This is a genomic window from Streptomyces sp. URMC 127 (assembly GCF_051386535.1).
Lineage (GTDB): Bacteria > Actinomycetota > Actinomycetes > Streptomycetales > Streptomycetaceae > Streptomyces.
In genome coordinates, this window is record NZ_JBPQTW010000013.1 from 25,823 (window position 1) to 50,210 (window position 24,388).

At 72.4% G+C, this 24,388-nt stretch carries 24 protein-coding genes; 7 read left to right on the plus strand and 17 right to left on the minus strand.

The annotated features are described in order from the left end of the window. Nucleotides 1–96: 96 nt before the first annotated feature. Nucleotides 97–627 (minus strand): CGNR zinc finger domain-containing protein, encoded by a 531-nt coding sequence (locus ACSNOH_RS05470; RefSeq protein WP_436720040.1) that lies wholly within the window; start codon nucleotides 625–627, stop codon nucleotides 97–99. Between the two features lie 229 nt (nucleotides 628–856). Here ACSNOH_RS05470 and ACSNOH_RS05475 point away from each other — a divergent pair, with 229 nt between their 5' ends. The 3 genes from ACSNOH_RS05475 to ACSNOH_RS05485 all read left to right on the plus strand — a co-directional run bounded on the left by ACSNOH_RS05475 (nucleotide 857) and on the right by ACSNOH_RS05485 (nucleotide 2,555). Further along, nucleotides 857–1,471 carry an AzlC family ABC transporter permease gene (locus ACSNOH_RS05475; protein WP_436720041.1) on the plus strand — a complete coding sequence of 205 codons (615 nt, stop codon included), beginning with the start codon at nucleotides 857–859 and terminating at the stop codon, nucleotides 1,469–1,471. Beyond that, nucleotides 1,468–1,779, plus strand: a complete 312-nt coding sequence (locus ACSNOH_RS05480) for an AzlD domain-containing protein (protein ID WP_436720043.1) — start codon at nucleotides 1,468–1,470, stop codon at nucleotides 1,777–1,779. Before ACSNOH_RS05475 ends, ACSNOH_RS05480 begins: the two co-directional genes overlap by 4 nt. Before the next feature lie 77 nt (nucleotides 1,780–1,856). Next, complete coding sequence (locus tag ACSNOH_RS05485) at nucleotides 1,857–2,555, plus strand: RraA family protein (protein WP_436720044.1); 699 nt, start codon at nucleotides 1,857–1,859, stop codon at nucleotides 2,553–2,555. 280 nt (nucleotides 2,556–2,835) lie between these two features. Here ACSNOH_RS05485 and ACSNOH_RS05490 read toward each other — a convergent pair whose 3' ends face one another. The 14 genes from ACSNOH_RS05490 to ACSNOH_RS05555 form a co-directional block, all read right to left on the minus strand. Continuing rightward, nucleotides 2,836–4,632, minus strand: a complete 1,797-nt coding sequence (locus tag ACSNOH_RS05490) for a prolyl oligopeptidase family serine peptidase (RefSeq protein WP_436720045.1) — start codon at nucleotides 4,630–4,632, stop codon at nucleotides 2,836–2,838. A gap of 135 nt (nucleotides 4,633–4,767) precedes the next feature. Continuing rightward, nucleotides 4,768–5,838, minus strand: coding sequence for a hypothetical protein (locus tag ACSNOH_RS05495; RefSeq protein ID WP_436720046.1), 1,071 nt, complete (start codon nucleotides 5,836–5,838; stop codon nucleotides 4,768–4,770). Nucleotides 5,839–6,286: 448 nt separating this feature from the next. Then, nucleotides 6,287–7,357, minus strand: coding sequence for a hypothetical protein (locus tag ACSNOH_RS05500; RefSeq protein ID WP_436720047.1), 1,071 nt, complete (start codon nucleotides 7,355–7,357; stop codon nucleotides 6,287–6,289). A 554-nt stretch (nucleotides 7,358–7,911) separates the two neighbouring features. Continuing rightward, complete coding sequence (locus tag ACSNOH_RS05505; RefSeq protein ID WP_436720048.1) at nucleotides 7,912–9,318, minus strand: MFS transporter; 1,407 nt, start codon at nucleotides 9,316–9,318, stop codon at nucleotides 7,912–7,914. A gap of 140 nt (nucleotides 9,319–9,458) precedes the next feature. Further along, on the minus strand, nucleotides 9,459–10,058 hold the full coding sequence (locus ACSNOH_RS05510; protein ID WP_436720049.1) for a hypothetical protein: 600 nt from the start codon (nucleotides 10,056–10,058) through the stop codon (nucleotides 9,459–9,461). 539 nt (nucleotides 10,059–10,597) lie between these two features. Then, nucleotides 10,598–11,824: a cytochrome P450 gene (locus ACSNOH_RS05515; protein ID WP_436720050.1), complete on the minus strand. Its 1,227-nt coding sequence runs from the start codon at nucleotides 11,822–11,824 to the stop codon at nucleotides 10,598–10,600. Between the two features lie 26 nt (nucleotides 11,825–11,850). Next, entirely contained in the window at nucleotides 11,851–12,033 is a 183-nt protein-coding gene (locus tag ACSNOH_RS05520; protein WP_373300557.1) for a rubredoxin, read from the minus strand. Beyond that, nucleotides 12,030–12,893: an alpha/beta fold hydrolase gene (locus ACSNOH_RS05525; RefSeq protein ID WP_436720051.1), complete on the minus strand. Its 864-nt coding sequence runs from the start codon at nucleotides 12,891–12,893 to the stop codon at nucleotides 12,030–12,032. Before ACSNOH_RS05525 ends, ACSNOH_RS05520 begins: the two co-directional genes overlap by 4 nt. Further along, complete coding sequence (locus ACSNOH_RS05530) at nucleotides 12,890–13,993, minus strand: fatty acid desaturase (RefSeq protein WP_436720052.1); 1,104 nt, start codon at nucleotides 13,991–13,993, stop codon at nucleotides 12,890–12,892. Before ACSNOH_RS05530 ends, ACSNOH_RS05525 begins: the two co-directional genes overlap by 4 nt. Nucleotides 13,994–14,020: 27 nt before the next feature. Further along, on the minus strand, nucleotides 14,021–14,320 hold the full coding sequence (locus ACSNOH_RS05535) for an acyl carrier protein (RefSeq protein WP_436720053.1): 300 nt from the start codon (nucleotides 14,318–14,320) through the stop codon (nucleotides 14,021–14,023). 70 nt (nucleotides 14,321–14,390) lie between these two features. Next, complete coding sequence (locus tag ACSNOH_RS05540) at nucleotides 14,391–15,338, minus strand: acyl-CoA desaturase (protein ID WP_436720054.1); 948 nt, start codon at nucleotides 15,336–15,338, stop codon at nucleotides 14,391–14,393. Between the two features lie 8 nt (nucleotides 15,339–15,346). Further along, nucleotides 15,347–16,345 (minus strand): acyl-CoA desaturase, encoded by a 999-nt coding sequence (locus tag ACSNOH_RS05545; protein WP_436720055.1) that lies wholly within the window; start codon nucleotides 16,343–16,345, stop codon nucleotides 15,347–15,349. 13 nt (nucleotides 16,346–16,358) lie between these two features. Continuing rightward, complete coding sequence (locus tag ACSNOH_RS05550; protein ID WP_436720056.1) at nucleotides 16,359–18,050, minus strand: fatty acyl-AMP ligase; 1,692 nt, start codon at nucleotides 18,048–18,050, stop codon at nucleotides 16,359–16,361. Between the two features lie 191 nt (nucleotides 18,051–18,241). Then, nucleotides 18,242–19,051, minus strand: coding sequence for a thioesterase family protein (locus ACSNOH_RS05555; protein WP_436720057.1), 810 nt, complete (start codon nucleotides 19,049–19,051; stop codon nucleotides 18,242–18,244). 306 nt (nucleotides 19,052–19,357) lie between these two features. On the opposite strand from ACSNOH_RS05555, the gene ACSNOH_RS05560 reads away from it, so the two are divergent. The 4 genes from ACSNOH_RS05560 (at nucleotide 19,358) to mtnB (ending at nucleotide 22,612) form a co-directional block, all read left to right on the plus strand. Beyond that, on the plus strand, nucleotides 19,358–20,356 hold the full coding sequence (locus tag ACSNOH_RS05560) for a beta-ketoacyl-ACP synthase 3 (protein WP_436720058.1): 999 nt from the start codon (nucleotides 19,358–19,360) through the stop codon (nucleotides 20,354–20,356). Nucleotides 20,357–20,500: 144 nt separating this feature from the next. After that, nucleotides 20,501–21,202, plus strand: a complete 702-nt coding sequence (locus ACSNOH_RS05565) for a 2OG-Fe dioxygenase family protein (protein WP_436720059.1) — start codon at nucleotides 20,501–20,503, stop codon at nucleotides 21,200–21,202. 61 nt (nucleotides 21,203–21,263) lie between these two features. Continuing rightward, entirely contained in the window at nucleotides 21,264–21,989 is a 726-nt protein-coding gene (gene mtnC, locus ACSNOH_RS05570; protein WP_436720060.1) for an acireductone synthase, read from the plus strand. Then, on the plus strand, nucleotides 21,986–22,612 hold the full coding sequence (gene mtnB / locus ACSNOH_RS05575) for a methylthioribulose 1-phosphate dehydratase (RefSeq protein ID WP_436720061.1): 627 nt from the start codon (nucleotides 21,986–21,988) through the stop codon (nucleotides 22,610–22,612). The genes mtnC and mtnB overlap by 4 nt, the downstream gene beginning before the upstream one ends. A gap of 26 nt (nucleotides 22,613–22,638) precedes the next feature. On the opposite strand, the gene ACSNOH_RS05580 is transcribed toward mtnB, so the two are convergent. Both ACSNOH_RS05580 and ACSNOH_RS05585 read right to left on the minus strand, forming a co-directional pair. Continuing rightward, the gene (locus ACSNOH_RS05580; protein ID WP_436720062.1) at nucleotides 22,639–23,253 is read right to left on the minus strand and encodes a trimeric intracellular cation channel family protein; all 615 of its coding nucleotides are present in this window, start codon (nucleotides 23,251–23,253) and stop codon (nucleotides 22,639–22,641) included. A gap of 99 nt (nucleotides 23,254–23,352) precedes the next feature. Then, nucleotides 23,353–24,375: a terpene synthase family protein gene (locus ACSNOH_RS05585; RefSeq protein WP_436720063.1), complete on the minus strand. Its 1,023-nt coding sequence runs from the start codon at nucleotides 24,373–24,375 to the stop codon at nucleotides 23,353–23,355. Nucleotides 24,376–24,388: the final 13 nt, after the last annotated feature.

The window sequence follows — 24,388 nt, forward strand, 5'->3', positions numbered from 1 at the left end:
CTGCTAATTAACTAGTCAGCTAGTGGAATGAGCATATAGATCGCCCCCGGGCTGTCAATATCCGGTTCAGAAGGGGATAAAAGGGCGATTACGGACTCAGGAGGTCGCGTTCGCGGCCTTCCGGCGGGCCCGGTGGGCGGCCGCCGTCGCACGGTTGCCGCAGATCTGCGGCGAGCAGAAGCGCCGCGACAGGTTGCGGGAGGTGTCCACGAAGACCTCGGCGCAGCGGTGGCCCACGCACACGTGGAGCCGCTCCATGCCGCTCGTGGTGACCACGGTGAGCAGGCCCATGGCGGCGTTGACCGCGTACTGGTCGACGACGGGGGCGCCGGGCGCGGCGACGTGCAGGTGCCAGGACCCGTCGTGGTCGGTGTAGTGCGGGACGGCGCCGCGGTCGGCGAGGACGCCGTTGAGCAGCGCGACGGCGGTCGCGGCATCGGGGGCGCCGAAGACCTCGCGCAGCACGGGCCGCAGCTCGCGCGCGGCGGCCAGGTCCGCCTCGGTCGGGGCGGCGGAGGGCCGGATGCCATGGGCGTCGAGCAGGGCGGACAACGCCGCAACATCGGGCATCTTCTCCACATTGCGCACGATGTTGTAGGTATTGACCAGGTCCTCAGCCAGGGTCACCGAACCGTCTGAGTAACTAGTAAACCTCACCATGACTCCGTACTATTGCTGCTCGTGGTCGCCACCGCATCACGTACGGCGGCGCTGTTTCCTGTTGCCCGCATGTCCGCGGAGGACGTCGATGGACTCTCAAGAGGCATTACCCGCCGAGGGACCGGCGCCATCGCTGGAAACGCCCGCCCCGGCCGCCGGATTCCGGGAGGAGGCACTCTACGGTCTCCGGGCCGCCGTGCCCCTGGCCGTCGCGGTCTTCGGATTCGCGGTCTCCTTCGGCATCGTGGCCCGCGCGGCGGGCATGGGCGTGCTGGCCCCCGTGGTGATGTCGCTGACCACGTTCGCCGGGTCCGCGCAGTTCGCCGCGGCCTCGGTGCTCGGCACCGGAGGCGGGGTCGCCGCGGCGATCGTCGCGGCCGTGCTGCTCAACTCCCGCTACCTGCCCATCGGGATCAGCGTCGCCCCCGCCATGACCGGCGGCGTCGTCAAGCGTTTCCTGTCCGCCCAGCTCGTGGTGGACGAGTCCTGGGCCGTCGGCCACATAGGCAACGGCCGCTATTCGCGCGGGCGGCTCCTCGGCGCCGGCGTCCTCGTCTACGCCGCCTGGGTCGGCGGCACCGCCGTCGGCCTGCTCGGCGCCCACTATCTCGGCGATCCCGAGCGCTTCGGGCTCGACGTCGTCTCGCCCGTACTGTTCATCGCCCTGCTGAAGGGCCAGATCACCAGCCGCAAGGCGCTCGCCGCCTCGATCCTGGGCGTCGCCATCGCGCTGGTGCTGGTCCCCTTCGCCTCCCCGGGCGTCCCGCTCATCGCCGCCACCGCCGCCTGCCTGTTGGGACTGAGGAAATGACCGGACTGTGGCTCGCCGTGCTCCTGGTCGGCGCCGTCTCCATGGCGCTCAAGGCCACCGGGCCCGTCCTGCTCGGCGGCGAGGAACTGCCCGCGGCCATGCAGCGCGTCGTCACGCTCATGGCCCCCACCCTGCTGGCCGCGCTGATCGCCACCCAGATGTTCGGCCAGGGCAAGTCGCTCGTCATCGACGCCCGCGCCGTCGGGCTCGTCGTCGGCGCGTTCGGCGTCTGGCGCAAGTGGCCCACCCTGCTCGTGGTGGTGCTCGGCGCCGCGGCCACGGCCCTCACCCGGCTGGTGGCCCCATGACCGGGACCGCGGGTGTCCCCCGCGCCCGCGTGTCCCCTTCTTCCCAGCCGCAGCCCCCTCACCCCCGGGAGACCTCCGTGGACAGCGCAGTCACCACGATCGCGCCGCAGGGCGCGGCGCTGTCCACCGCGGCCCTGTGGGACGCGGGGGTACGGCTGGCCGCCGCGGTGTCCCTGCCGCCGCTGCCGCTGCTCCCCGCCGCCGCGGGCATGCGCTGCTCCGGACCGCTGCGGCGCGTCGCGCACACCGAGGGGGTGGTCTCGATCCTCGCCGGCATCGACGCGGCCGCCGAAGGCGACGTCCTCCTCGTCGACAACTCCGGCCGCACGGACGAGGCCTGCGTGGGCGACCTCGTCGCCATCGAGGCCCGGCAGGCCGGCGTCGCCGGCATCGTGATCTGGGGCTGTCACCGCGACACCGACGAACTCGCCGCGATCGGCCTGCCGGTCTTCAGCCTCGGCCCCTGCCCCGCCTCCCCGCGGCTGGGTGCCGACCGGACCGCGCCCCCGCCCCTCCCGCCGTTCCCGGGCAGGGACGGGGACCGCCTCGCGGCCGACAGCGACGGCGTCGTGCTCCTCCCCGGCGCGGTCCACGAGGAGGTCGCGGCCCTCGCCGGGCGGATCGTCCAGGCCGAACGGGCCCAGGCCGAACGGGCGCTGAGCGGGGTCAGCCTGCGCAAGCAGCTCGGCTGGGAGCGTTTCCTGGAGCGGCGGCGCACCGACCCCGGCTATGCGTTCCGCTCCCATCTGGCCCAGGCGGGCGGAGCACTGGAGTAGGCGGGCCCGGGGGCGTAGGAGGGCAGGCCCCGCCGCAGCAGCAGGTGCCGGCGGGACCAGGGATGGGGCTCCGGAATCCCGTCCCGGAGGCGCGACGAGAACGCGAGCACGGCGAGTCCGTTCACGAAACCGTTCAAGGAGGTCTCCTCTCCTCATGCCGAGGTCGGTCGAGGCACAGCGGGCTCCGGCCCGGTTCCCGGTGGACCCCCGCCGCCGGGGACCGGACCAGGGCCCGCTGCGCCGCGCCCCAGGCCCGGCCGGGGGCGGCTCACGGCACGGCCTACGGGCCGGCCGGCGGCAGATGGGCCCGCGCGAACTCCAGCTGCCGGCGGAACAGCGCCACGCGCTCCTCGACGCCGGTCACGCTGTGGCCCCCGTCGTGCACGTGCAGGCCGTACGGGACGCCGCGCCGCGCGAGCCGCTCGGCGTAGTCCCTCACCTGCGCGACGGGGCAGCGGGCGTCGTTGGCGCCGGCGAGGATGAGCACCGGCGCGCGGACGGCGTCGACGTAGGTCAGCGGCGAGGACTCCCGGTAGCGCTCGGGCACCTCCTCCGGCGTGCCTCCGAAGAGGCTGCGGTCAAGGGCCTTGATCTCCTCCATCGCGCCGTGGTGGGCCGCCGCGCAGTCGGCGACGGGCGCGCCGGCCAGCCCCAGCGCCCACTCCCCCGGCCGGGTGCCGAGCGCGAGCAGCGTGAGGTAGCCGCCCCACGACCAGCCCGCCACGACGAGGCGGCGCGGGTCGGCCACGCCGTGGTCGACCGTCCACTGCCGCACCGCGGAGACGTCCTCCAGCTCGGTGAGGCCGACGCGGCGCCGCAGCGCTTCGGTCCACTCGCGCCCGTAGCCGGTGGAGCCGCGGTAGTTGACGCGCACGACGGCGAAGCCGTGGTCGGTCCAGGCGGCGACGGCCGGGTCGAAGGCGTCCTCGTCCTGCTCGTCGGGGCCGCCGTGCAGCAGGAAGACGGTGGGGTACGGGCCCGGGCCCGCGGGCGTGTTCAGCAGGGCGTGGATGCGGCCGCCGGGGCCGTCCACCCACAGGTCGCGGGCGTCGGCGGCCGGGGGCGGCGGCTGCTCCGGCAGGGGCAGTCGCGGCGCCTCCAGCAGGCCGCGGAACTCCGGCGGGCGGGCCGAGCTCGACCACAGCAGCCAGGCGTCGCCGCCGGGCCGGGTCCGGGCGTGGGCGATGACGCCGGCCGGGGTGCCGATCCGCTCCAGCCGCCCGCTGCCCAGGTCGTAGCGGTGGAGGGTGGAGCGTGCCTCGTGGTCGTGGACGACGAGCAGCGAGCCGGCGTCCTGGAACCACTGCACGGACACGTCGCCGGGCAGGCCGAGGCGCAGCTCGGTGCGCTCTCCGGTGCGCGGGTCGAAGAGGACGGGCTCCCAGCGGTCGTCGCGCTGGTGCGTGAGCAGCAGCCGCGGGTCGCCGCGCAGGGGCGAGAAGCCGACGGCCTCCAGGCCGCCCTCGTCGTCGGCGAGGTCGGCGACGGTGGTGCCGTCGTCCGTGGCGAGGACGCGCACGCCCAGGTCCCAGAGGTCGCCGCGCTCGCTGTGTGCGATGACGGCGAGGTCGAGGGAGCGGGAGAGGTCGACGGCGTAGGCCGGTTCGTCGTGCCGGTAGAGGGGGCGGGCCGCGCCGCCGGGCAGGACGAGGTGGACGGCGGCGCCCTCTTCGGTCGAGCAGCCGAGCAGGGCGTGCCCGTCGAGGCCGACGGCCAGGCCCGAGGGCCAGTACCGCCCGGTGGCGGGCACGGCCGGGGTGTCGGGGCCGCCGGTGAAGGGCTGGCGCATCCAGCAGCCGTACTCGTCGCCGTCGCCGTCGTCGAACCACCACACCGCTTCGCCGGAGGCCTCGATGGCGCACTGCTGGGTGCCGGCGGCCCTGTCGGTCACGCGGCGGAGCGTGCCGGCCGCGCGGTCCCAGGCGTAGACCTGGGCGATGCCGGAGAGGTCGCTGACGAAGACGCAGCGGTCGGGCGCGCTCTTGGCCCAGGCCGGGAGGGTGTGGCGGGGGGCGCGGAAGCGCCGTTCCCACACGGGCCCGTCGGCGAGGGGCCGGCCGGGTGCGGTCGTGGTCATCGAGGGGTTTCCTCCCGTGGCTCCCTGAGGTGTGCGCCGCCGCCCCGCGGGCAGCGATCGGCCGCCTCCGGCGGGGGGCCGGGGCGGCCTGCGCGCGGCGTGGACGGATGGCCGCGCGGGGTGGTTGCCCGTGTCTCAGTGGCAGCCGCAGCTCGCCGAGGTGACCCGGTTCATCCGGCGCCTGGGCCGCTCGCCGCCGGTCTCGGTGCCCGCGCCGGCGAGCGCTTCGCCGCTGCCGGGGGCCGTGACCGTGCTGGTGGAGCAGGCCAGGGTGAGCTGGTACGGGGTCTGCGGCAGGGCGCCGAGCACGATGTGGACGGAGACGGCGGCCTTGCCCGCGGCCGCCGAGTTGGCCTCGGTGTTGAAGGGCAGGGGCTGCGTCCCGCTGCTCAGGCCGAACTCGATCCCGGAGACCAGCGCGTGGTCCGGGTGCTCGGCGAAGAGCCGCTCCAGCTCGGCGGCGGCCGTGCCGGAGCCGGTGGCGGCGGCCTTGAGGTCGGTGACCGCGCCGTTGTCCACGGTGAGCACGAGCGGGTAGTGCGAGAGGCCGGTCAGCTGCTCGTAGATCTCGTGGCGGCGGTCGGCGCTCGCGCTGCGGGCGCGGACGACGGGCCAGCCCTTGACGGTGATCTGGCCGGAAAGCGCCGTCCCGGTGACGTCGGTGGCCAGGCGCAGCCGACCGGTGGGTGCGGTGCGCACCGCGCCCGGCTGGAAGTGGCCGGCGTCGGTCCGCGACCAGGTGGGCGCGGTGTAGGTGAGTCCGGCGACGGAGCCGGTGAGCGCCTCGGTGAGCTGCAGGCCGCCGGAGGCGGCGAGGGCGGCGGTGAGCCGGTCGGCGCGGGCCTGCACATCGGCGGGGTCGGTCTGCTCCAGGGCCGTGAGGACGGTGCCGGCCTGGTCGAGGGCGAGCGGGCCCTGGCCGGCGCGGATCGCCGCGACGGTGCGGCCGGGGCCGATGTCCGCGGACGGGGCGGTCAGCAGGGCGTCGGCGCCGGCGATCACGAGGACGTCGCAGTCGTCCGGCACCTCGGTGCGCAGGATGTCGCCCAGGGTGCGGCCGGGGGCGGCGGTCACGACGGCGCTCTGCTCGTACCGGCTGCCGCCCTCGAGGCGGAAGGACCCGGCGAGCGCCTCTTCCAGGACCAGTACGAAACGTGTGCGGCCGGCCGGGTACTGCCGGTAGGCCTCGGGGCGGACCATAATCATCGCGACACCACTCCCAGATATGCGTGTTGCGTGTCGGCGAGGCGGGTCGAGTCAGCACCTCGACCCGCCTCGCACCAGGGCTGATCACTTCAGCCCGTCACCCGGGTTCAGCCCAGCAGGGTCCCGAGGTAGTTGCTGTTCTTGCGGACCTTGATGGTCTTCTTCATGGGAACTCACCTCCCGCCAATGGCCATGTTTTCCGGATGGGATGCGGGGCGTTTCAGCCCAGCAGGGTCCCCAGGTAGTTGCTGTTCTTGCGCACCTTGATGGTCTTCTTCACGGGAACTCACCACCCTCCATTGGCTCGGATCCGGCCGGGTACCGGGCAATTAGCCCAGCAGGGTCCCGAGGTAGTTGCTGTTCTTGCGCACCTTGATGGTCTTCTTCATGGGGAATCACCTCCCGTCTTCATGGAATTCGCGCTCCCGCCGCGTCCGCCGCGGGCCGCTCAGGCGGCCGGTGCGATGCGGACGCTCGGGGCGCCGCCTTTGTTGCCGAGCACCACTTCACCGCTCTCGGTGTAGACGGTGGTGTCGGGCGAGATGATGTCGAGGTGGTACTGGGTGAAGGGCGTGAGCCCGAGTCCCCAGTGCAGGCAGCCGCGGTCGCCGCCGTAGACCTCGTTCATCGCGTGGTTGCCCCGGACGATGTCCAGGCTGGTGTTGAGGGCGTGACCGATCTCCCAGACCAGGGTGTAGCGGGAGTCGATCTCGAACATCGCCTCGAAGACGCCGGCGACCGGGGCCCCGGCGGGCCGGTGCGGGCGGAGCGAGGTGATCGCGCCCTTGCGCACCTCGGCCACGACGGCCTCGTGCTCCAGCCCGGCCAGCTTGCCCTGGAGGCGGGCCTGGTCCTTGCGCAGGAACGAGGGCGTGCCGTTGTGCAGGATCGGGAAGCCCCTGAAGGCGATGGTGCCTTCGAGCGGGAGGTGCAGCGATTCGTCGAACTCGACGATCTGCATGGGCAGGACGCTGATCTCGCCCGAGGGCACGATCTGCTGCTCGCCCCATTCGAGGGGGCCGGCCTGCTGGTTCCAGACCAGGTCGTCGGCGAGGTGGTCGAGGACCGCGCGGGTGCCGTGCCGCTCGTCGACGTACACCAGGTGGTCGGTGGATTCCGCGAGCTCGAAGAAACGGTCGCTGAACTCCGCCTGCTCCTGGGCGGAGGTGCGCTCGATGACGCCCAGGAAGTGCTTGATGATGCCGAGGTCCGTCGGCGTCGAGTTGCACGCCATGCCCATCAGCTTGCGGCGCGGGCCGAGTGCCTCCTCGGACGGGGACTCGAAGAACCGGTAAGGCGAGATCACCAGCGAGTGCGAATTCTGCGGAACCGTTTCATCGGCGAGCATCTTCTCGAAGTCGTCACCGGGCTTCAGGATGATCGTCCGGTACTCCGCGTAGGGGGCATCCTTGACGATTTCGAATTCCTGCACCATCTCCTGATTGGTGATCAGGCAGAAGATGCTCCCGTCGGCCGGGCCGAACTGACTGAATCGCGCCGGGTTGATCTTGATTGCCATAATCGGCGATACCCCCAGGTGGCTGATTACCTGGCCGCAAGAAAACCGCACCCGGCGAACCCCGCGCAATATGCCGGTGGGTAATGGCCGGAACATATGCGGGTTTGAGAACCGGACCTGTCCGTTTTGCGCTGCTGGTGACACTTGACCGGCTCTGTACGCGTCTCGCGGTAGATATATCCACGAAACCATGGGTCCGAACCGGGCCGCGAACCGGGAAACCGACCGTATGCCCGCTTCAGCCTTCACTTCTACAGCACCCCCCGCCGGCCGCCCACCCCCGACCGGGGGAGGCTCGGGATCCTCCGAGGCAACCCGCGGCAAACGGAAAAAGCCGCCGGCGCACGGTTTCGGCCATGATCCACAGGGTGAACGGCGCGCCGCGGGACGTCGTAGGCCGGAATCTCGGGCTCCATCCAATGTGATGTGAATCACCCCTGATGCGGGATCAGGGGTTCCGGAAAACGAAATGCCGGGCGGTCGCGCGCAGTCGGGGGTGTCTGCGCGGACCGCCCGGCTCGTGTGCCGCGGGCTGTCCTGTGAGCGTCAGGGCATTACGCGGCTGGCTTCTTGGGGCGGGGGATGAAGAGGCAGGCGACGGCCGCCAGGGCCGTGGCGACGAGGACGAAGTCCCAGCCGTGGTCGAAGGCCGTCACGGCCTCGTCCGCGCCCTTCGGCGCGCCGATGAAGGCGACCAGCAGCGCCACGCCGAGCACGGAGCCGACCTGACGGGCCATCGTGACGACGGCCGAGCCCGTGGAGAAGCTCTGCGGGGGCAGCGCGGACACCGCGGCGCCGACCAGGGTCGGGACGACCATGCCGACCCCGATGCCGGTGAGCAGCATGCCCGGGAGCAGGCCGGCGGCGTACTCGTGGGCCGTGTCGAGCCGGTAGACCCACCAGCCGATGCCGGCGCCGAAGAGCACGCTGCCGACCGCGGAGACCGCCGCCGCGCCGAACCTCTTGATGACGGGGCCCACGCCCATCGCGAAGGCGGGCACGAGGACCGGGCCGGGGGCGATGGCCAGGCCCGTCTTCAGCGGCGACCAGTGCCACACGTTCTGGCACCAGAGCACGGCGGAGAGCAGCATGGCGCCGAAGGACACCGCGAACAGGAGGTTCGCGAAGGTGGCCGGGCCGACCCCGGGGATCTTCAGCAGGCCCAGCGGCAGCACCGGCGAGGGGTGCCGGGCCGAGCTGGCCACGAAGGCGCCGAGGAGGACGACGGCGGCCAGCAGGGAGCCGAGCACCTTGCCCGAAGTCCAGCCCCAGTCCTCGCTCTTGACCAGGCCGAGCGCGAGGACCGCGATGCCCAGGGTGAGCAGTACGGCGCCCGCCAGGTCCAGCCGCGCCGCGGCCGGGCGGGCGGCGCCGCGCGGCAGCACCCGGGCGCCCAGGAGCAGGGCGAAGACGCCGATCGGCAGGTTGACGAGGAAGACCCAGCGCCAGTCGAGCTGCGTGAGCAGGCCGCCGATCACGGGGCCGAGCGCGGCGGCCAGGCCGCTGATCGCGGTCCAGCCGCGGACGGCGGGGATCCTCTTCTCCGGCGGCGCCGCGGCGAGCAGCAGGCCCAGCGAGGAGGGGATGAGCATCGCCGCGCCGACGGCCTGGACGACGCGGGCCGCGACCAGCAGCCACACGCCCGGGGCGACGGCGCACAGTGCGGAGGCGACGGTGAAGACCGCGATGCCCAGCAGGTACGCGCTGCGGGGGCTGGTGCGGTCGGCGAGGCTGCCCGCGGGGACGAGCAGGGCGGCGAAGATCACCGCGTAGGCGTTGAGGATCCACGACAGCGAGGCCAGCGAGGACCCGGAGAACTGGGTGCCGATGTCCGGCAGTGCGACGTTGACGATGAACATGTCGAGGTTGGACATCGCAACCCCGGCCACGACGACGGCGAACACGGGGCCGAAGGCGGGCTTCGTCGCGCTGACCGCCTGTCCGGCGGCAGTCTGAGTCATCGCTCTCCTCGCTAGTGAGTTGGCTTTTCCAACTCACGTGAGCATACAGCGTTCCCCCGGGGGTTGTCGGTGTGATGTAGGCGTCACATCAGGTCGCCTGACGGGCTGTCATGCGGCCGGTCTGTCATGCAGCCGGCGTGTCATACGGCCTGCCAGACCAGGACCCCCGCGAACACGGCGACCAGGCCCGCGACCGGGCCGAGACAGCTGCCTCCCAGCAGCCACAGCGGCAGCCGCCAGGGGTTGCGCGCCGTGGCGCCGCGGCGGTCGGCGACCAGGGTCAGCAGTCCGGCCGGGACGATGGCGGCCGCCGTGCCCAGCCACCAGGACAGGCAGGCCACGGGGTGCCCGGCCAGGGCGCCGGGGTGACCGGACATCAGCAGTACGGCCAGGACGGCGGCCGCGGCGACGGGCAGCGCGAGGGCCGGCAGGGCCAGAGCGGGCAGCCACCGGGGCGCCGTGCGGCGGGCCAGCGCGGCGGTGGGGACGACCAGGGCGGCGGCCAGGACGGCGGCCGCGAGGGTCAGGGCGACGAGGAAGAAGGGGAGGAACAGGATGCCGAGCGCGCCGCTGTCGTCCTCGGACGGCGAGAGCTTGTCCGCCGCGGGCGTCGCCGGCTGCGCCGCGGCCCAGAGGATCAGGACGACGGCCCCGGCGACCGCCTCCGCGACGAGGGCGCCGGTGGCAGTGAGAAACGTCGAGGGCGTCCAGAGGCTACGACGTGCGGTTTGTTGCTTCATGAGCAACATAATGCGGAGGCGCTCACCGCGCGGGGGCGGGGGGCGGCTACTGGTGCCGCACTCCCTTCCCCTCCGCCGCGGCGGAGAAAAGACCGGGGCACCGGACACACCGGGCGCGGGGGCGTATGGCGCACCCCGGCACGGCCCCCGCCGCCTCCGCGGATCCCAGTGCCGCGCGCCCCTCTTCCCGCCGCAACGGCGCCCGGCCCCCGGAAACGCCACCGGCGGTGCCGCACCCACCCAAGGTGAGCACGGCACCGCCGGAAACCACCGTGGTGGCTGAGCACCGCCGCGGCGGAGAAAGACCGGGGCACCGGACGCATCGGGCGCGGGTGCGGATGGCGCATCCGGGCACGGCCCCCGGCCACCGCGGCCGCCCCGGCGGATCCCGGTGCCGCGCCCCCCTCTTCCCGCCGCAACGGCGCCCGGCCCCCGGAAACGCCACCGGCGGTGCCAAACCCACCCGAGGTGAGCACGGACCGCCGAAAACCACCGCGGCGGGAGGAGCCGCGGGGCCCCGCACCGAGCGGGGGCCCCGGTCAGCCCAGGCTTACCGGGAGCGTGGCGAAGCCGCGTTGGACCAGCTGGTCGCGGAACGTCGGCTCCGCCGCGAGCGCGATGCCCGGGAAGCGCCGCAGCACCGCCGGCAGCGCGATCTCCGCCTGCATCCGGGCGAGGCCCGCGCCGAGGCAGTAGTGCGCCCCGCCGCTGAGGGTCAGCGCGTGGTTGCCCTTGCGGTACGGGTTGAACGTGCCGGGGTCGGCGTACTGCCGCGGATCGCGGTTGCCCGCGGCGATCAGGAGCGTGACCTTCGTGCCCGCGGTCACGGGCACTCCGAAGAAGTCGATGTCCTTGACCGCCATGCGGTTGAGCGCCTGCGCCGCGGGGTCGAAGCGCAGCACCTCCTCGACCCACCCCGGGGCGAGGGAGTCGTCCTCGCGCAGCTTGGCGGCGTCCTCCGGGTGCTCGACGGCGAGCCGCAGGGCGTTGCCGATGAGGTCCATGGGGGCCTCGGTGCCGGCGACGAGCAGCAGCATGAAGTTGGCGACGAGCTCCTCCTCGCTGATGCCGCCCGTGGTGTCGAGTTGCCGCACCATCTCGCTGACGAGGTCGTCGCCGGGCTCGGCCCGCCGCCGGGCGACGAGGTCCCGGAAGTAGACGGCGAGTTCCTCCATGGCGGCGTCGCCCGGCAGGAGCTGGGCGAGGTCCTGGATGGGCTCCAGGGCGGTGGTGATGGCGCCGATGTGGCCCCGGAAGCCGGCCTGCTCCTCCTCGGGTATGCCCAGCAGCTCGCCCATGATCGCCATCGGCACGCGGAAGGCGAACTCGGCCATGAAGTCGACCGGGGCGCCTCCCTCGCCGAGCGTGCCCAGCCGGTCCACCAGGCCCGTGATGAGGCGCTCCACGGCCGGCCTCAGGTCGGCGATCCGGCGCGGGGTGAAGCCGACGCTGAAGAAGCGCCGGTAGCGGTCGTGGTCGGGGTTGTTGCTGAACAGCATGTTCTTGGTGAGCCACACCCAGGAGGAGTGCTCGCGCCAGCCGGGCATCATCGAGTCCTGCACGGTCCCGTCGGTCGACAGGAGGGCGGGCTCGCGCAGCGCCCGGGCGCACTCGGCGTGCCCGGTGACCACCAGCTGGCCGGGGCCGAGCGGCAGCAGCGGCCCGTAGGAGCGCAGCGCCTCGTAGAGCGGGTACGGGTCCCGCTTGCCGGCCGGGCTCAGCAGCGTCATCATCGCCGTGCCGGGGTCCATCACCGGTGTGCTCATGTCTCTCCTCACCTACAGCGGTTCAGCTACAGCGGTGCCATGACGAAGTCGGCCTTGGTGGTGCCGCAGTCCGGGCACTCCCAGTCGTCGGGGATCTCCTCCCAGGGCGTGCCGGGGGCGATCCCCTCCTCGGGCAGTCCGAGGGATTCGTAGTAGACCCAGCCGCAGACGAGGCACATCCATGCCCTCTTGCCGGCGTCTTCGCTCACGGGATGGTCTCCCCAGTTCTCGTTCCGTGTTCGGCGACGAACGCGGAGATGGCGCTTTTCACTTCGGGGGACATGAGGATCCCCATGTGGCCGCGGCCCGGGGCCGCCTGGAGCCGGACGTCCTTGAGACCGGCGGCGATCGCCTCGGCCTCGCAGTACGGGACGACGGGGTCCCCGGGGTCGTGGAGGGCCAGCACGGGAACGTCGAGGTCGCGGCCGAGGCCGACGACGTCCCAGTGGCTGACGGGCACGCCGTTGCGGCGGTGCAGTTCGCGGTAGATGCGGTCGACGATCGCGCGGGAGAGCATCAGCTCGCCCTTGGACCAGCGCTCCAGCACGGCGGTGAGGGTGCAGGTGGGGGCGACCAGCGCGATGCAGTCGACGTCCGGCCGCTCCTCCATGGCCACCGCCCCGACGGCGGCGATGGAGCCCAGCGAGTGGGCGACGATCACCCTCGCCCCGCCGAGCGAGTCGAGCGCGGCGCGGACGGCGGCGGTGTACTGCGTCATGGTGGCCTGCGTGCCCCGGTTCACGCCGTGGGCGGGAGCGTCGAAGGCCGCGACGCGGTAGCCGAGGTCCCGCAGGGGGGCGATCAGCGAGTACATGCTGCTGCTGTCGGCGCCCCAGCCGTGCACGAGGAGGGCGGTGGGCCGGTCGTCGTCGCCCCACAGGTATCCGCCGTGCACGTCGGGGTTGCCGAGGATGTCAAAGCCGCGGGCCCCGAGCGGCAGCACGTTGTCGGGCTGCGTGCCGAGGGCGCGGGTCCGGCTGAAGACGTCGGTGGCCCAGCGGCCGCCGGGTCCCGGTGCGAGGGCGCCGGCGGCCGCGTGGGCGAGCCTTCTCAGAACGAGGGGGATCATGAGGTCGTCTTCACCGTCACCGGCTTGGCGTCCGCCGGGGCGATCCGGGTGCGGTTGAAGTCGGTGTAGAAGCCCGACTCGGTGTCGTAGAAGTGCAGTCGCCGGATGATGGTGCTGAGCTGCCGGAGCTTCACGCGCTCCTCGCGCACCATGCCCGGGTAGGCGTCCTTCAGGGCCCGCTGCGCCTTCTGCAGGTTGTAGAAGGGCACGACGGGGGCGACGTGGTGGGCGGTGTGGATGGAGATGTTGTGCGTGAGGAACAGCAGCCACTTCGGGTAGACGAAGTCGGTGGTGACCAGCAGGCGGCTGGCGTTGCGCGTCCAGTGCTCGTTGGTCAGGTACGGGATGTCGCTGGAGCTGTGGTGCATCAGCGTGGTGGCGCTGAACCAGGCGTGGGTCGCGAGCCACGGGGCGACGAAGTAGACGAGGAAGCCCGTGAAGCCGGTGAACCAGATCAGCGGCACGAAGTAGACGGCCATGACGGCCAGGACGAAGAGCATCGAGCGGCGGACGTCGCGGCGCGCCTCGCGCTTGGGGAAGTAGCTCGGCCGGAAGCCGGACTCGCGCCAGTAGTTGATGGTGCCGCCCCAGAACGCCCAGGTGCGCGTCCCGTGGTAGATGATCTTCTCGTGCAGCGGCATCCGGTCGTAGAGCGCCGCCGGGACGGGACGCCAGTCGGTGTCCAGCTCCAGGTTGTTGGTGTGGCTGTGGTGCAGGTTGTGCACGTGCCGCCAGGCGTGGAACGGGTAGATCAGCGGCAGCAGCGAGACGTGCCCGATCGCGAAGTTGAACTTTCGCGAGCGGGAGAAGGAGCCGTGCCCGCAGTCGTGGGCGATGCAGTGCAGGCCCCAGCCGCCCAGGCCGGCGACGATCCACAGCGGGATCCACAGCAGCCAGTGCGGTGAGAACGCGATGCCGACGAGGGCGCCGATGTACAGCGCCCAGCTGACGGCGAAGCCGAGCAGGCCGCGGCCCACCCGTGGTTCGAAGTACTCCCTCGGGATGGCCCCCGCGAGCCGTTCGCCCTCGATCTGCTCCGACTTGCGCAGGAATTCCTCGAACGCCTGGTCCGGAGCGGACGGAAAGTTGTATGCCCCCATCGTCGTGGTGTCCTCTCTCGGCCGGGCTCAGCCGGTCCGGCGGGTCAGCCGGAGTTCCTGGGCCAGGTAGCCGCTCAGGTCGTCGATGGTCTGGTGCTCGTAGAGCAGGCCCGGCGACAGGCGGCGCTCGACGACCTTCTCCAGGGCGCCGGAGACCTGGACGGCGACGCGCGAGTCGAGCCCGTAGGACTCGAAGGACTTCTGCGTGTCGATGTCGGCGGGCGGGACCTCGATCCGCCCGGCCAGGTGCTCGATGAGCCACTGGCGCAGGGAGTCCTCCGTGAGCGGGCCCTGGATCTGCTGGGCGTCCTTCTTGCGTCCGAACATGTGGTTACGCTCCTGCTGGTGTGCGAGGGTGAAAGGTCGTGCGGGTGGGGCACTGCTGCGGGGGCGGCGGTTACGCGGCCTGCTTCATGGCGCGCTTCCGCTCGATGGTGGCCTTGTCCGGTTCCCTGAGGTCCCAGACGACGCCGGCCTTGCCCAGGCCGAAGAGGAGCCAGCCGCTCAGATCCGGCTCCCACCAGGTCACGCCGTGGCGGTAGGAGCCCGGGAAGGCGTGGTGGTTGTTCTGCAGGCCCTCGCCGAAGGTGAAGGCGGCGACTGGCCAGTTGTTGGCGCTGCGGTCCTTGTTGTCGAAGGGGCGGCTGCCGATGGCGTGGCAGATGGAGCCGACGCACCAGGCGGCCTGGTTGGCCACGAAGATGCGGGCGAGTCCGCCGAAGACCAGGCCGGTCAGCAGGGACATCGGGGTCTGCTCGACGGCGAAGCCGACGACGGCCGGGATCAGCAGGCCGGTGAGGACCCAGGCCGGGTAGGTGCGGTGGTACCACATCAGCCGGCGGTCGCGCAGGACGTCGGGGGCGAAGACGCTCCACTTCGAGGTCTCGTCGCTGAGCATCCAGGGCATGTGGGCGTACCACAGGCCGCGCAGCCGGGCCTTCAGGCTCCAGCCGTGCAGGTTGGGCGAGTGCGGGTCGCCCTCGCGGTCGCTGAAGCGGTGGTGCCGGCGGTGGGTGGTGACCCAGAACATCAGCGGGCCCTGGGCCCCCATGGACCCGGTGATCATCATGACGGCCTCGAACGCGGGCGAGGTCTTGAACGCCTTGTGCGAGAGGTAGCGGTGGAAGCCGATGGTGATGCCGCCCATGTGCACGAAGTACATGACGGCGAACAGGACGAGGTCGGTGGTGGTGTAGTTGCCGGTCCACAGGAACCAGGCCGCGACGGCGGTGCCGATCAGGGGCAGGGTCATCGTGGTGAGCGCGGAGAAGCGCTTGATGCGGCGGCTGGCGGGGTCGAGCTTGACGATCGCCGACGCGAGCGGGTCGGCGGTTGCGGAAGACACGGGGCCGCTCACTTTCTCTTCGGATCTGCTGGGAGCTGCTGCGCGGGCCGTTCGCGCTTGGGGTAGCGCACGTTGGTGACCAGGCCCAGGACGTCCAGCAGCCGGATGAAGCCGCCGGCGATGTCGATCTGCCAGAAGGTGTGGCGGTTGTGGGCCAGGGCGGGCTGGGCGTGGTGGTTGTTGTGCCACGAGCCGCCGACCGAGAAGGGCGCGAGCGTCGCGACGTTGCGGCTGTTGTCCCGGGTGCGGTGAGGCCTGCTGCCCAGCGTGTGGCCGATGGAGTTGACGCTCCAGGTCACGTGGTCGAGCAGGAAGATCCGGGCGAGGCCGCCCCAGAGCAGGCCGCCGGCCGCGCCGCGGAGGCTGCCGCCGGTGAGCGCCCAGCCCAGCAGGGCGGGGAGCGCGAGCCCGGCCAGGACCCAGACGAAGTAGTACTCGTTGATCTTCATCACGAGCCGGTTCTTCATCAGGTCCGGAACGTATTTGCTCCAGTTCTGCCGGCGGACGGTGAACAGCCAGCCGACGTGGCCGTGCCACAGGCCGCGCAGCCGCGGGAAGCGGCGCCCGTCCTCGATCGGCCGGGGCGAGTGCGGGTCGCCGTCGCGGTCGGTGAACGCGTGGTGCTGGCGGTGGGTCGCCACCCAGAAGACGACGGGGCCCTGGGCCGCCATGCTGCCGGCGATGCCCCAGAAGGCCGTCACCCCGGGCCTGGCCGCGAAGGACAGGTGCGAGAAGAAGCGGTGGAAGCCGCCCTCGACGCCCAGGGAGGTCAGCAGGTACATCCCGAGGAGCAGTCCGAGGTCGGTGCCGGTGAAGCCGTAGTGGTACGCGAAGACCAGCGCTCCGGCGAAGCCCAGGGTGGGCACGCCGACCGTGAGGTAGGCGAGCCGGCGGGCCGAGGCGTCGGTGTCGGTCGCGCCCTGCTGGGCCGCCGCGGCGGGGCGGGCCGCGCGCGGGGCGCCGGACGCGGCGGCCCCGGCCGGCTCGGGCGAAGGCGAAATGGTCATTGGTGGGCTCCCGTCACCGCACGGCCTGCGGCGTGTCGTCGGCGACCGGGGACAGCTTCTTGAGCGTCCCCTGGAGGTAGGCCTTCCGGGTCGCGTCGCGGCGGACCTTGCCGCTGGTGGTCATGGGGATCGCGCCGACGGGCCCGAAGTGCACGGCGGCGGGCCGCACGCCGTGCTCGGCCGTCACCGCGGCGATCACCGCGTCCAGCACGGCCGCCCCCTCCGCGGCCAGCCGGCGGGCGGTGCCCCGGTACTCGGCGGCCACCACGAGCTGCTCGCCCGCCTCGCCGGGGACGGAGAAGGCGGCGCAGCCGCGGATCTGCTCGTGGGCGCGGCGGACGCTGAGCTCGATGTCCTGCGGGTAGAGGTTGCGGCCGGCGATGACGACGAGGTCCTTCAGGCGGCCGGTGACGAACAGCTCGCCGTCGAGCAGGAAGCCGAGGTCGCCGGTGCGCAGGCGGGTGCGGCCGTCGTCGCCGGCGGTGCGCGCGGCGAACGTGGCGGCCGTGAGGTCCGGCCGGCCGAGGTAGCCCTGGGCGACGTTGGGCCCGCCGACCCAGATCTCGCCGACCCGGCCGGCCGGGACCGGATGCAGGGTCTCCGGATCCACGACGAGGACCTCGTGGCCGTCGGCGACGGTGCCGCAGCTGACGATGTGCGCGACCCGCTCCGGTGTCTCCGCGGCTTCCCCGGCGCGGCGCACGATGCCGTTCTCCAGGGCTTCCTTGTCGAGGCGCTCGGTGCGCAGCGGGGTGCCGGCGGGCTTTCCCGATACGTAGAGGGTCGCCTCGGCCAGGCCGTAGCAGGGAATGAGGGAGACCTCGTCGTAGCCGCGGGGCCCGAATCGCTCGCGGAACTTGTCCAGGGTCACCTTGGAGACGGGCTCGGAGCCGCAGAAGACCTGGCGCAGGGTGCTCAGGTCGAGCGTTTCCAGCTCGTCGTCGGTGATGTTCGAAGTGCACAGGTCGAAGGCGAAGTTGGGCCCGACGGAAATGGTGACCTTGTGGTCGGTGATCGCCTTGAGCCAGCGGTACGGCTGCTGCACGAAGTGCGCGGGTGACATCAGCACCAGCGGCCATCCGCCGTGCACCGCGAGCATGATCGTGCCCATGAGGCCCATGTCGTGGTACGGCGGCAGCCAGGTGCAGCCGACGCGGTCGGCCTCGTACCCCATGTTGTGTTCCAGGGCGCGGCAGTTGCTCACCAGGTTTTCGTGGGTGAGCACGATTCCCTTGGGATCACCGGTCGAACCGGAGGTGTACTGCAGCAGGGCGGGGTCGGAAACGGCGTCGGGTATCGCTTCGCCGGATGCGGGCGCGAGGAAGTAGGCGTCGTCGACGAACAGCCATTCCGGCGCCCGTACGCCGGCGGGGAGTTCCGCCGCGAATTGCGCGACGCGGCTCTCCAGCCGGCGGTCGGCAATGATCACGTCCGGCGTGCTGTCCACGACGATGGAGGCGAAGCGGGCCACCGCGCGTTTCCCGGTGGGCGGGAAGGACGGCACGGCGGTGGCGCCGGCGCGGAATATCCCGAACAGGGCCGCGATGTAGTGCAGTCCGGGATCCAGGGCCAGCACCACGCGGCGGCCGGTGAGTTCGCGGCCCAGCAGGTCCGCGGCAATGCGGCCGGCGTGTTCGTGCACATCGTGGTACGTCCAGTCGACGGCCTCGTCGCTGGTGCCGTCGGCCAGAAAGCGGAATGCCAAGCGCCGGGGTCCGGCGGCCCGCTCCTGGAGAATGCCGGGCAACCCTGGCAATGCGGGATGGGCCCGCCCCGCTATGTGGTCCACAACGCCCCCGTGAGTTCAGTTCTGTGTGCGGCGGCCCGCGCACGGTGCGGTGACCGGTGCGCGGTGCGCGAAGTGATGTGCCCCGTACCCTGCGGCTGTCGCCCTTGTCAGCCGGTACGGACGATGCGGAGTTGCTGTGCGGAGCCCAGGTGGGCACCGTCCCTGCCCCAGGCGTCGATCTCCTCGTCGACCCAGCCCTCGGCGGTGGCGGAGCGGGTCCGTGCGCGCAGCAGGATCCACGGTGAGGCCGCCTGCGCGAGGTTCGCGCCGGGCCGCACGGTGAGTTCCACCGTCGGCACCAACGCTAGCGTCGACAGTACCGCCGCGTAGGACGGAGCGAGGGAATCCATCAGGAACACGAATCGCAGCGGGTCCGGAGGCCGTTCGTCCTCCAGGATCCTGATCCACGCGACGAGTTCGGGCTCGGCGCCGCCCGCGTACGGCCTGCTGGGGCCGACCGGGCGGATCTCCAGGTAGGCGGAGATCGCGACGAACTCGGGCGGAATGACGAAGACCTCGCAGTCCTCCGGGGCCGGGGCCTGCGGAGCAATGGGTGCGAATGTCTGCCATTCGGCCGGCTGCGGATTTCCGAAGACGGCCGATCCCGCTACGTGAATGCCCTTCTCGGTGACCGCGTCGGCACCGACCGTAGTGAGCGTGCGCCCGGCGCGGATCAGCGAGGTCTCCAGGCGGAAATCATCGCCGATCGGCCGCAGAAAACGCGCCGTTGCGCTCTGCAGCTTCAGGTCCGGTGACACCTTCTGTGCGGCATCCTGCATGGCGGAAGCCATGAGCGCGAGCGTCAGGCCGCCGTGAAAGCCGCCGAAGCCGTGCAGATGACTTCCCGCGGCGATCCCGGCGGCTGTCGGCCGGTCCAGGAGCGTCGCCGGGGAAAGCGGTGAAGCGGTGCTGGTCATGGCCCCTCCGACCCGATGGCCGGCAGGGCGGCATCGCTGCGGATGAGGGGCGGATTAGTGAGGTGGAGCTCGGTTCCTGGCAACACGCCATTCAATGTTCCGAGTTGGATCACATGGGTGACCGTAGAAGGGCTGTGTGTCACCAAGCAAGCGAAAAATTTTGTGACCCGCATCACCATGGATTCGGATCATCGTGCGGGGTGACGTTCAACACTGACACTGTGCGCCGTAGTGGGTTGCGTGATCCAACCCACCCGGAGATAGTCTCGCCGCCGACACGTTCGGATGAGGCTTGGGGGGGCCGGTATGCGCGCATTGACGCCGCGAACCGCTGTGCACGGCGCGGGAATTCTGGGGATCGGCGCGTACCGCCCGCACCGGGTGGTGGGCAATGCCGAAGTCGCCGCCCGCACCGGCCGCGCCGCCGAGTGGATTGAGCGCCGGACGGGCATCACCGAGCGCCGATATGCCGCCGCGGACGAATCCGTGATCGATATGGCGGTGGAGGCCGCGCGGAAGGCCGCGGCCGACGCGGGCATCGCCCCGGGACGGATCGGGGCGGTCGTGCTGGCCTCGATGTCGTATCTGCAGCAGAGCCCGGGCGGTGCCGCGGAGATCGCCGGCCGGCTCGGAATCCGCGCCGCCGCTTTTGATCTCAACGCCGCCTGCGCGGGATTCTGTTACGGCCTGGCCGTCGCCGCGGCCATGGTGCGCGACGGCACCGCCCCCTACGTCCTGGTGGTCGGTTCCGACAAGATGACGGACATCGTCGCGCCCGACGATCCCTCCGCGGCGATCCTCTTCGCCGACGGGGCGGGCGCCGTGGTCGTGGGCCCGCGGGAGGACGACGGGATCGGCCCGGTCGTCTGGGGGTCCGACGGCAGCCGCTCCCGCCTCATCGCGCACGACGCCTCCTGGGACGCCTTCCGGGACGACCCCGGGCGGCCGTGGCCGGTCATGCGGATGGCCGGGCCCGAGGTGTTCCGGTGGGCCATCGAGGAGATGCCCCCGGTCGCCCTGGAGGCCCTGCGGGCGGCGGGAGTCACGGCCGACGAGCTGGACGCCTTCGTTCCGCACCAGGCGAACCTGCGCATGATCGAGACCGTCACCCAGCGGCTCGGCCTGCCCGGGCACGTGACCGTGGCCCGCGACGTCGCGCACAGCGGCAACACCTCCGCCGCCTCGGTGCCGCTCGCCGTAGCGCGCCTGAAGGAGCTGGGCGCGGTCCGCAGCGGCGGCCTCGCCCTCCTCCTCGGCTTCGGCGCGGGGCTGACCTGGGGCGCCCAGGTCGTGCGGCTGCCCTGAGCCGCCGCACGGCCGCGCCCGGCCCGTCCGTACGCGAACACCCTTGCGGATGCCCGGCCGAACGATGCATTCCGGCCAGCTGAACCGGTAATCGGCCTACTGTCGAGACCAGGCGCGTTCCCCGTACGAAGGCAGGACACCACCATGACCTCCAGCCCGCCGTTCGCGCACTTCGGCCCCGAAGTGCTGCAGGCCGCCCTGGGCGCGCTCCCCGCGCGCGCCGTCGAGGAGTTCAGGGGTTCGTGGGACGACCTGCCGGCGGATGCGCACCTCGGCACCGACACGCCGTACCGCTTCCGCCGCTACGGCCGGTTCCGGATCCACCCGGACCGGCTGGAGCGGCTGCCGCACACCGCGTTCTTCCAGGACAAGTCGGTCAACAAGGTGCACGGCGGCGTGGAGCGGCTCTTCGCCCCGCTCGCCGGGGCCGTCGCCGGCGGCGAGGTGCTGCGGACGGTCGTGCACACCCTGCACCGCCACCTGCCCGGCCCGCGGGCCGGCATGGACGCCTGCGGGGTGCACCAGATACGCGTCACGGCCACGCCCCGTGCCGAGGGCCACCCGGCGCCGGAGGGCATCCACCGCGACGGGCACTGCTACGTGGCCCAGGTGCTGATCCGGCGCGAGGACGTCCGGGGCGCGGAGTCCTGCCTGTACGACCTGCGGCGCCGCCCGGTGCACCGGGCCCTGCTCACGGCCCCGCTGGAGACGATCGTGCTCGACGACCGCCGCCTGCTGCACGGCGTCTCGCCGGTGCGGCCGGCGCCGGGCGCGGTGGCCGGCGTGCGGGACATGATGCTGGTCGACTTCTTCCCGGGCGGGGGCGGCTCCCCGGCGTCGCCATGACCGCCCGGGCGCGGGGGCGCGCCACCTTGGGGGCCCCGCCGCCGCGGGCTACGATCCAGGGGTGGGCCTGCGGTTCGACGCGGACAGCGTCGTCCTCGACATCGAAGGCACGACGAGCGCCACGGAGTTCGTCGTGGGCGTCCTCTATCCGTACGCACGCCGCCGGTTCGGGCGGCTGCTGACCGAGCGGGCCGGCGAGCCCGCGGTCCGGCGGGCCACCGAGCAGGTGCGCGCGCTCCTCGGCGAGCCGGCGGCGGACGCCCCGCGCATCGAGCAGGTCCTGGGCGCGTGGCTCGACGAGGACCGCAAGGCCACGCCGCTGAAGACGCTGCAGGGCATCGTGTGGTCGGAGGGCTTCGCCCGCGGCGAGCTTGTCTCGCACTTCTACGAGGACGTGGTGCCCGCGCTGCGGCGGTGGCACGCGCGCGGGGTGCGGCTGCACGTGTACTCGTCCGGTTCGGTGGCGGCGCAGCGCGCGTGGTTCGGGCACAGCGCGCAGGGCGATCTGCTGCCGCTGGTCGAGGGGTTGTACGACACGGAGAACGCCGGGCCGAAGCAGTCCCCGCGCTCGTACGAGGCGATCAGCCGGGCCACCGGTGTGCCGCCGGGCCGCACGCTGTTCCTGTCGGACCGGCCCGCGGAGCTGGACGCGGCGCGGGCGGCGGGCTGGCTCACGGCCGGGGTCCGGCGCCCGGGCGAGCCGTACTACGCCCAGGGCACGGGCGGACACCCGGAGGCCGGGTCGTTCGCGGGCATCGAGGTCGCGAGGGCGGCGAGCGGTCCGTGACCGGGCCGGGCCGGAACGTCCCGGACCTCACGGAGGCGGGCGCGGTGCTGGCCGCGGAGGCGGCGCGCTTCGCGTCGTTCGGCTGGATGCGCGGCACCTCGGGGAACCTGTCGGTGGTCACCTCCCGGGAGCCGCTGAGGCTCGCGGTGACGGCGAGCGGGCTCGACAAGGGCGAGCTGACGGCGGCCGACGTGGTGCTGGTCGACGGCGACGGCAGGGCCGTGCGGGGCGGCCGGCCGTCGGCGGAGGCGGCGCTGCACGCCCGGGTGGCCCGGCTGACGGGGGCGGGCGCGGTCGTCCACGTGCACACGGTCGCCTCGGTGGCGATGGGCCGGCGCCGGCCGGCGGGCATCGTCCTGCGGGACCTGGAGATGCTCAAGGGCCTGGGGCAGCCGGCCGACGGCCCGCCCGTGGTACTGCCGGTGATCGCCAACAGCCAGGACATGAAGGTGCTGGGCGACCGGCTGGTGGCCGGCCGCGAGCCGCGGATGCCGGCGGTGGTCGTGGCGGGGCACGGCCTGTACGTGTGGGGCGGCGGCCCGCGCGAGGCCCGGCACCGCACCGAGATCGTGGAGTGGCTGCTGGAGCTGGAGCTCACCGACCCCGGGGGCTGTACCCGCTGACCTCGCGAACGGGTGCCCGCGCGGCCCTAGGCGGGCGGGCGCTGTGCGGGCCGGGGCAGGTGGAGGCCGAAGTGCAGGGCTCCCATGCGCACCGCGAAGACGAGCGACGCGGCGACGGCGGCCGCGGCCGTGGGCCCGGCGCCGAGGCGGTCCAGGAGCAGGTAGCAGACCGCGCCGAGGAACGCCGCGGTGGCGTAGACCTCCTCGCGGAGCAGGAGCGGCGGGAGCTCCCCGCAGAGCACGTCGCGGATCACCTCTCCGGTCACGCCCGTGAGCACGGCGAGGATGACGGCGGCGAAGGGGGTGACCCCGGCGTCGACGGCGGCCCGTGCGCCGATCACGGTGACGACGGCGAGGCCGACGGCGTCGGCGGTCATCAGGGAGCGGTGCGGAAGCTCGCGGTAGCGGAGGAAGACCATCGTCGCCACGGCGGTGGCCGCGATGACCGTCAGCAGGACCAGGTCGTGGGTCCAGTACAGGGGGTGGCGGCCGAGGATCAGGTCGCGCAGGGTGCCGCCCGAGACGGCGGCGGCGAAGGCCAGGACCAGCCCGCCGAAGGGGTCGAGCCGGGCGCGGTGCGCGGCCAGCACGCCGCTGGCCGCGAAGGCGGCGACCCCGGTCAGGTAGAGCACGTGGAGCATCGGTCCATCCCATCAGCCGCGGCTCCCCCGCCGCCTCGGCCGATCGGCCGGAGCCGCATCGGCCGAAGGGACGAGCCTCCGGCCGGTGCGCGTCGGCGGTCACTCGGCGGTGCGGGCGACCACGTCTTCTATCCGGGGCGAGCGGTTGACGTGCAGGACGCCGACCTCGCTGTAGCGGCCGGTGTCGTTGCTCCAGTCCAGATTGCCGCGCATGCAGGCGCGGTTGGTGTCGAGGAAGAGCCGGGTGTTCTCGCGCTGTTCGGGGGTCAGGCCGAAGACGTCGCAGAGCCGGTCTGCCTCGGCCTCCAGCTGCAGGAAGCGGTCGGTGCGGCGGCGGATCATCTGCTGGACGTGGCTGATGGCCTCCGCACGCGAGCACCCGTGCTCCATGCCGAGGAGCAGCACGGCGTTGTTCAGCTCGCCGTTGGCCAGGTCCTTCTCCAGGGAGTGCAGGTCGTTGGTGAGGGTGACGACCTCGGCCGTGATGGCGCGGGCCTCCAGGACGGCCATGCTCTGGTGGATCTCGGGGGGCGCCTCGAAGTGGCCGCAGCGCTCGGAGACGTCCACGACGACTTCGCTGCCGATGCCGAGGCGCCGCAGCTTCATGTACGAGTCCATGCTGAGGACGGTGCCGCTGCGGCGGTTGACGGCCTCCGAGACGTAGGTGAGGAAGTACTCCTCCCAGTGCCGTACGGAGCGGGCGCGCCAGGCGGCGGACATGCCCAGCTGCGACTGCTCCCAGAGCTCGGTCCAGACGCGGGCGAGCGGGAAGGACGGGGTGACCTCCGCGGCGCCGGGCTCCTGGCGGGCGAGGGCGGCCATCTCGTGGCAGATCTCGTAGGCGGCGGCGGGGTCCTCGCCCAGTCCGCTGTCGAAGAGATCGTCGAAAAAGAAGAAGAAGCTCTGCACGGCGAGCCCGAACGTCAGGTCGTTGACGCTCACGCCGGGCAGGAAGCCGGCGGCGAGCCGCTCGATCCGCCAGGTCCGGTACCGCTCGACATTGTGCTCACTGCTGAGCAGACCGGTGGACACCAGCCAGTGTTCGTTGCGTGCCCGCGCCACCTCCACGTAGGGGTTCAGCCGCTTGGGAAAAGGAATGTCCAGGGCGATGTCCTGTGGCATCGAGGCCAGCCTC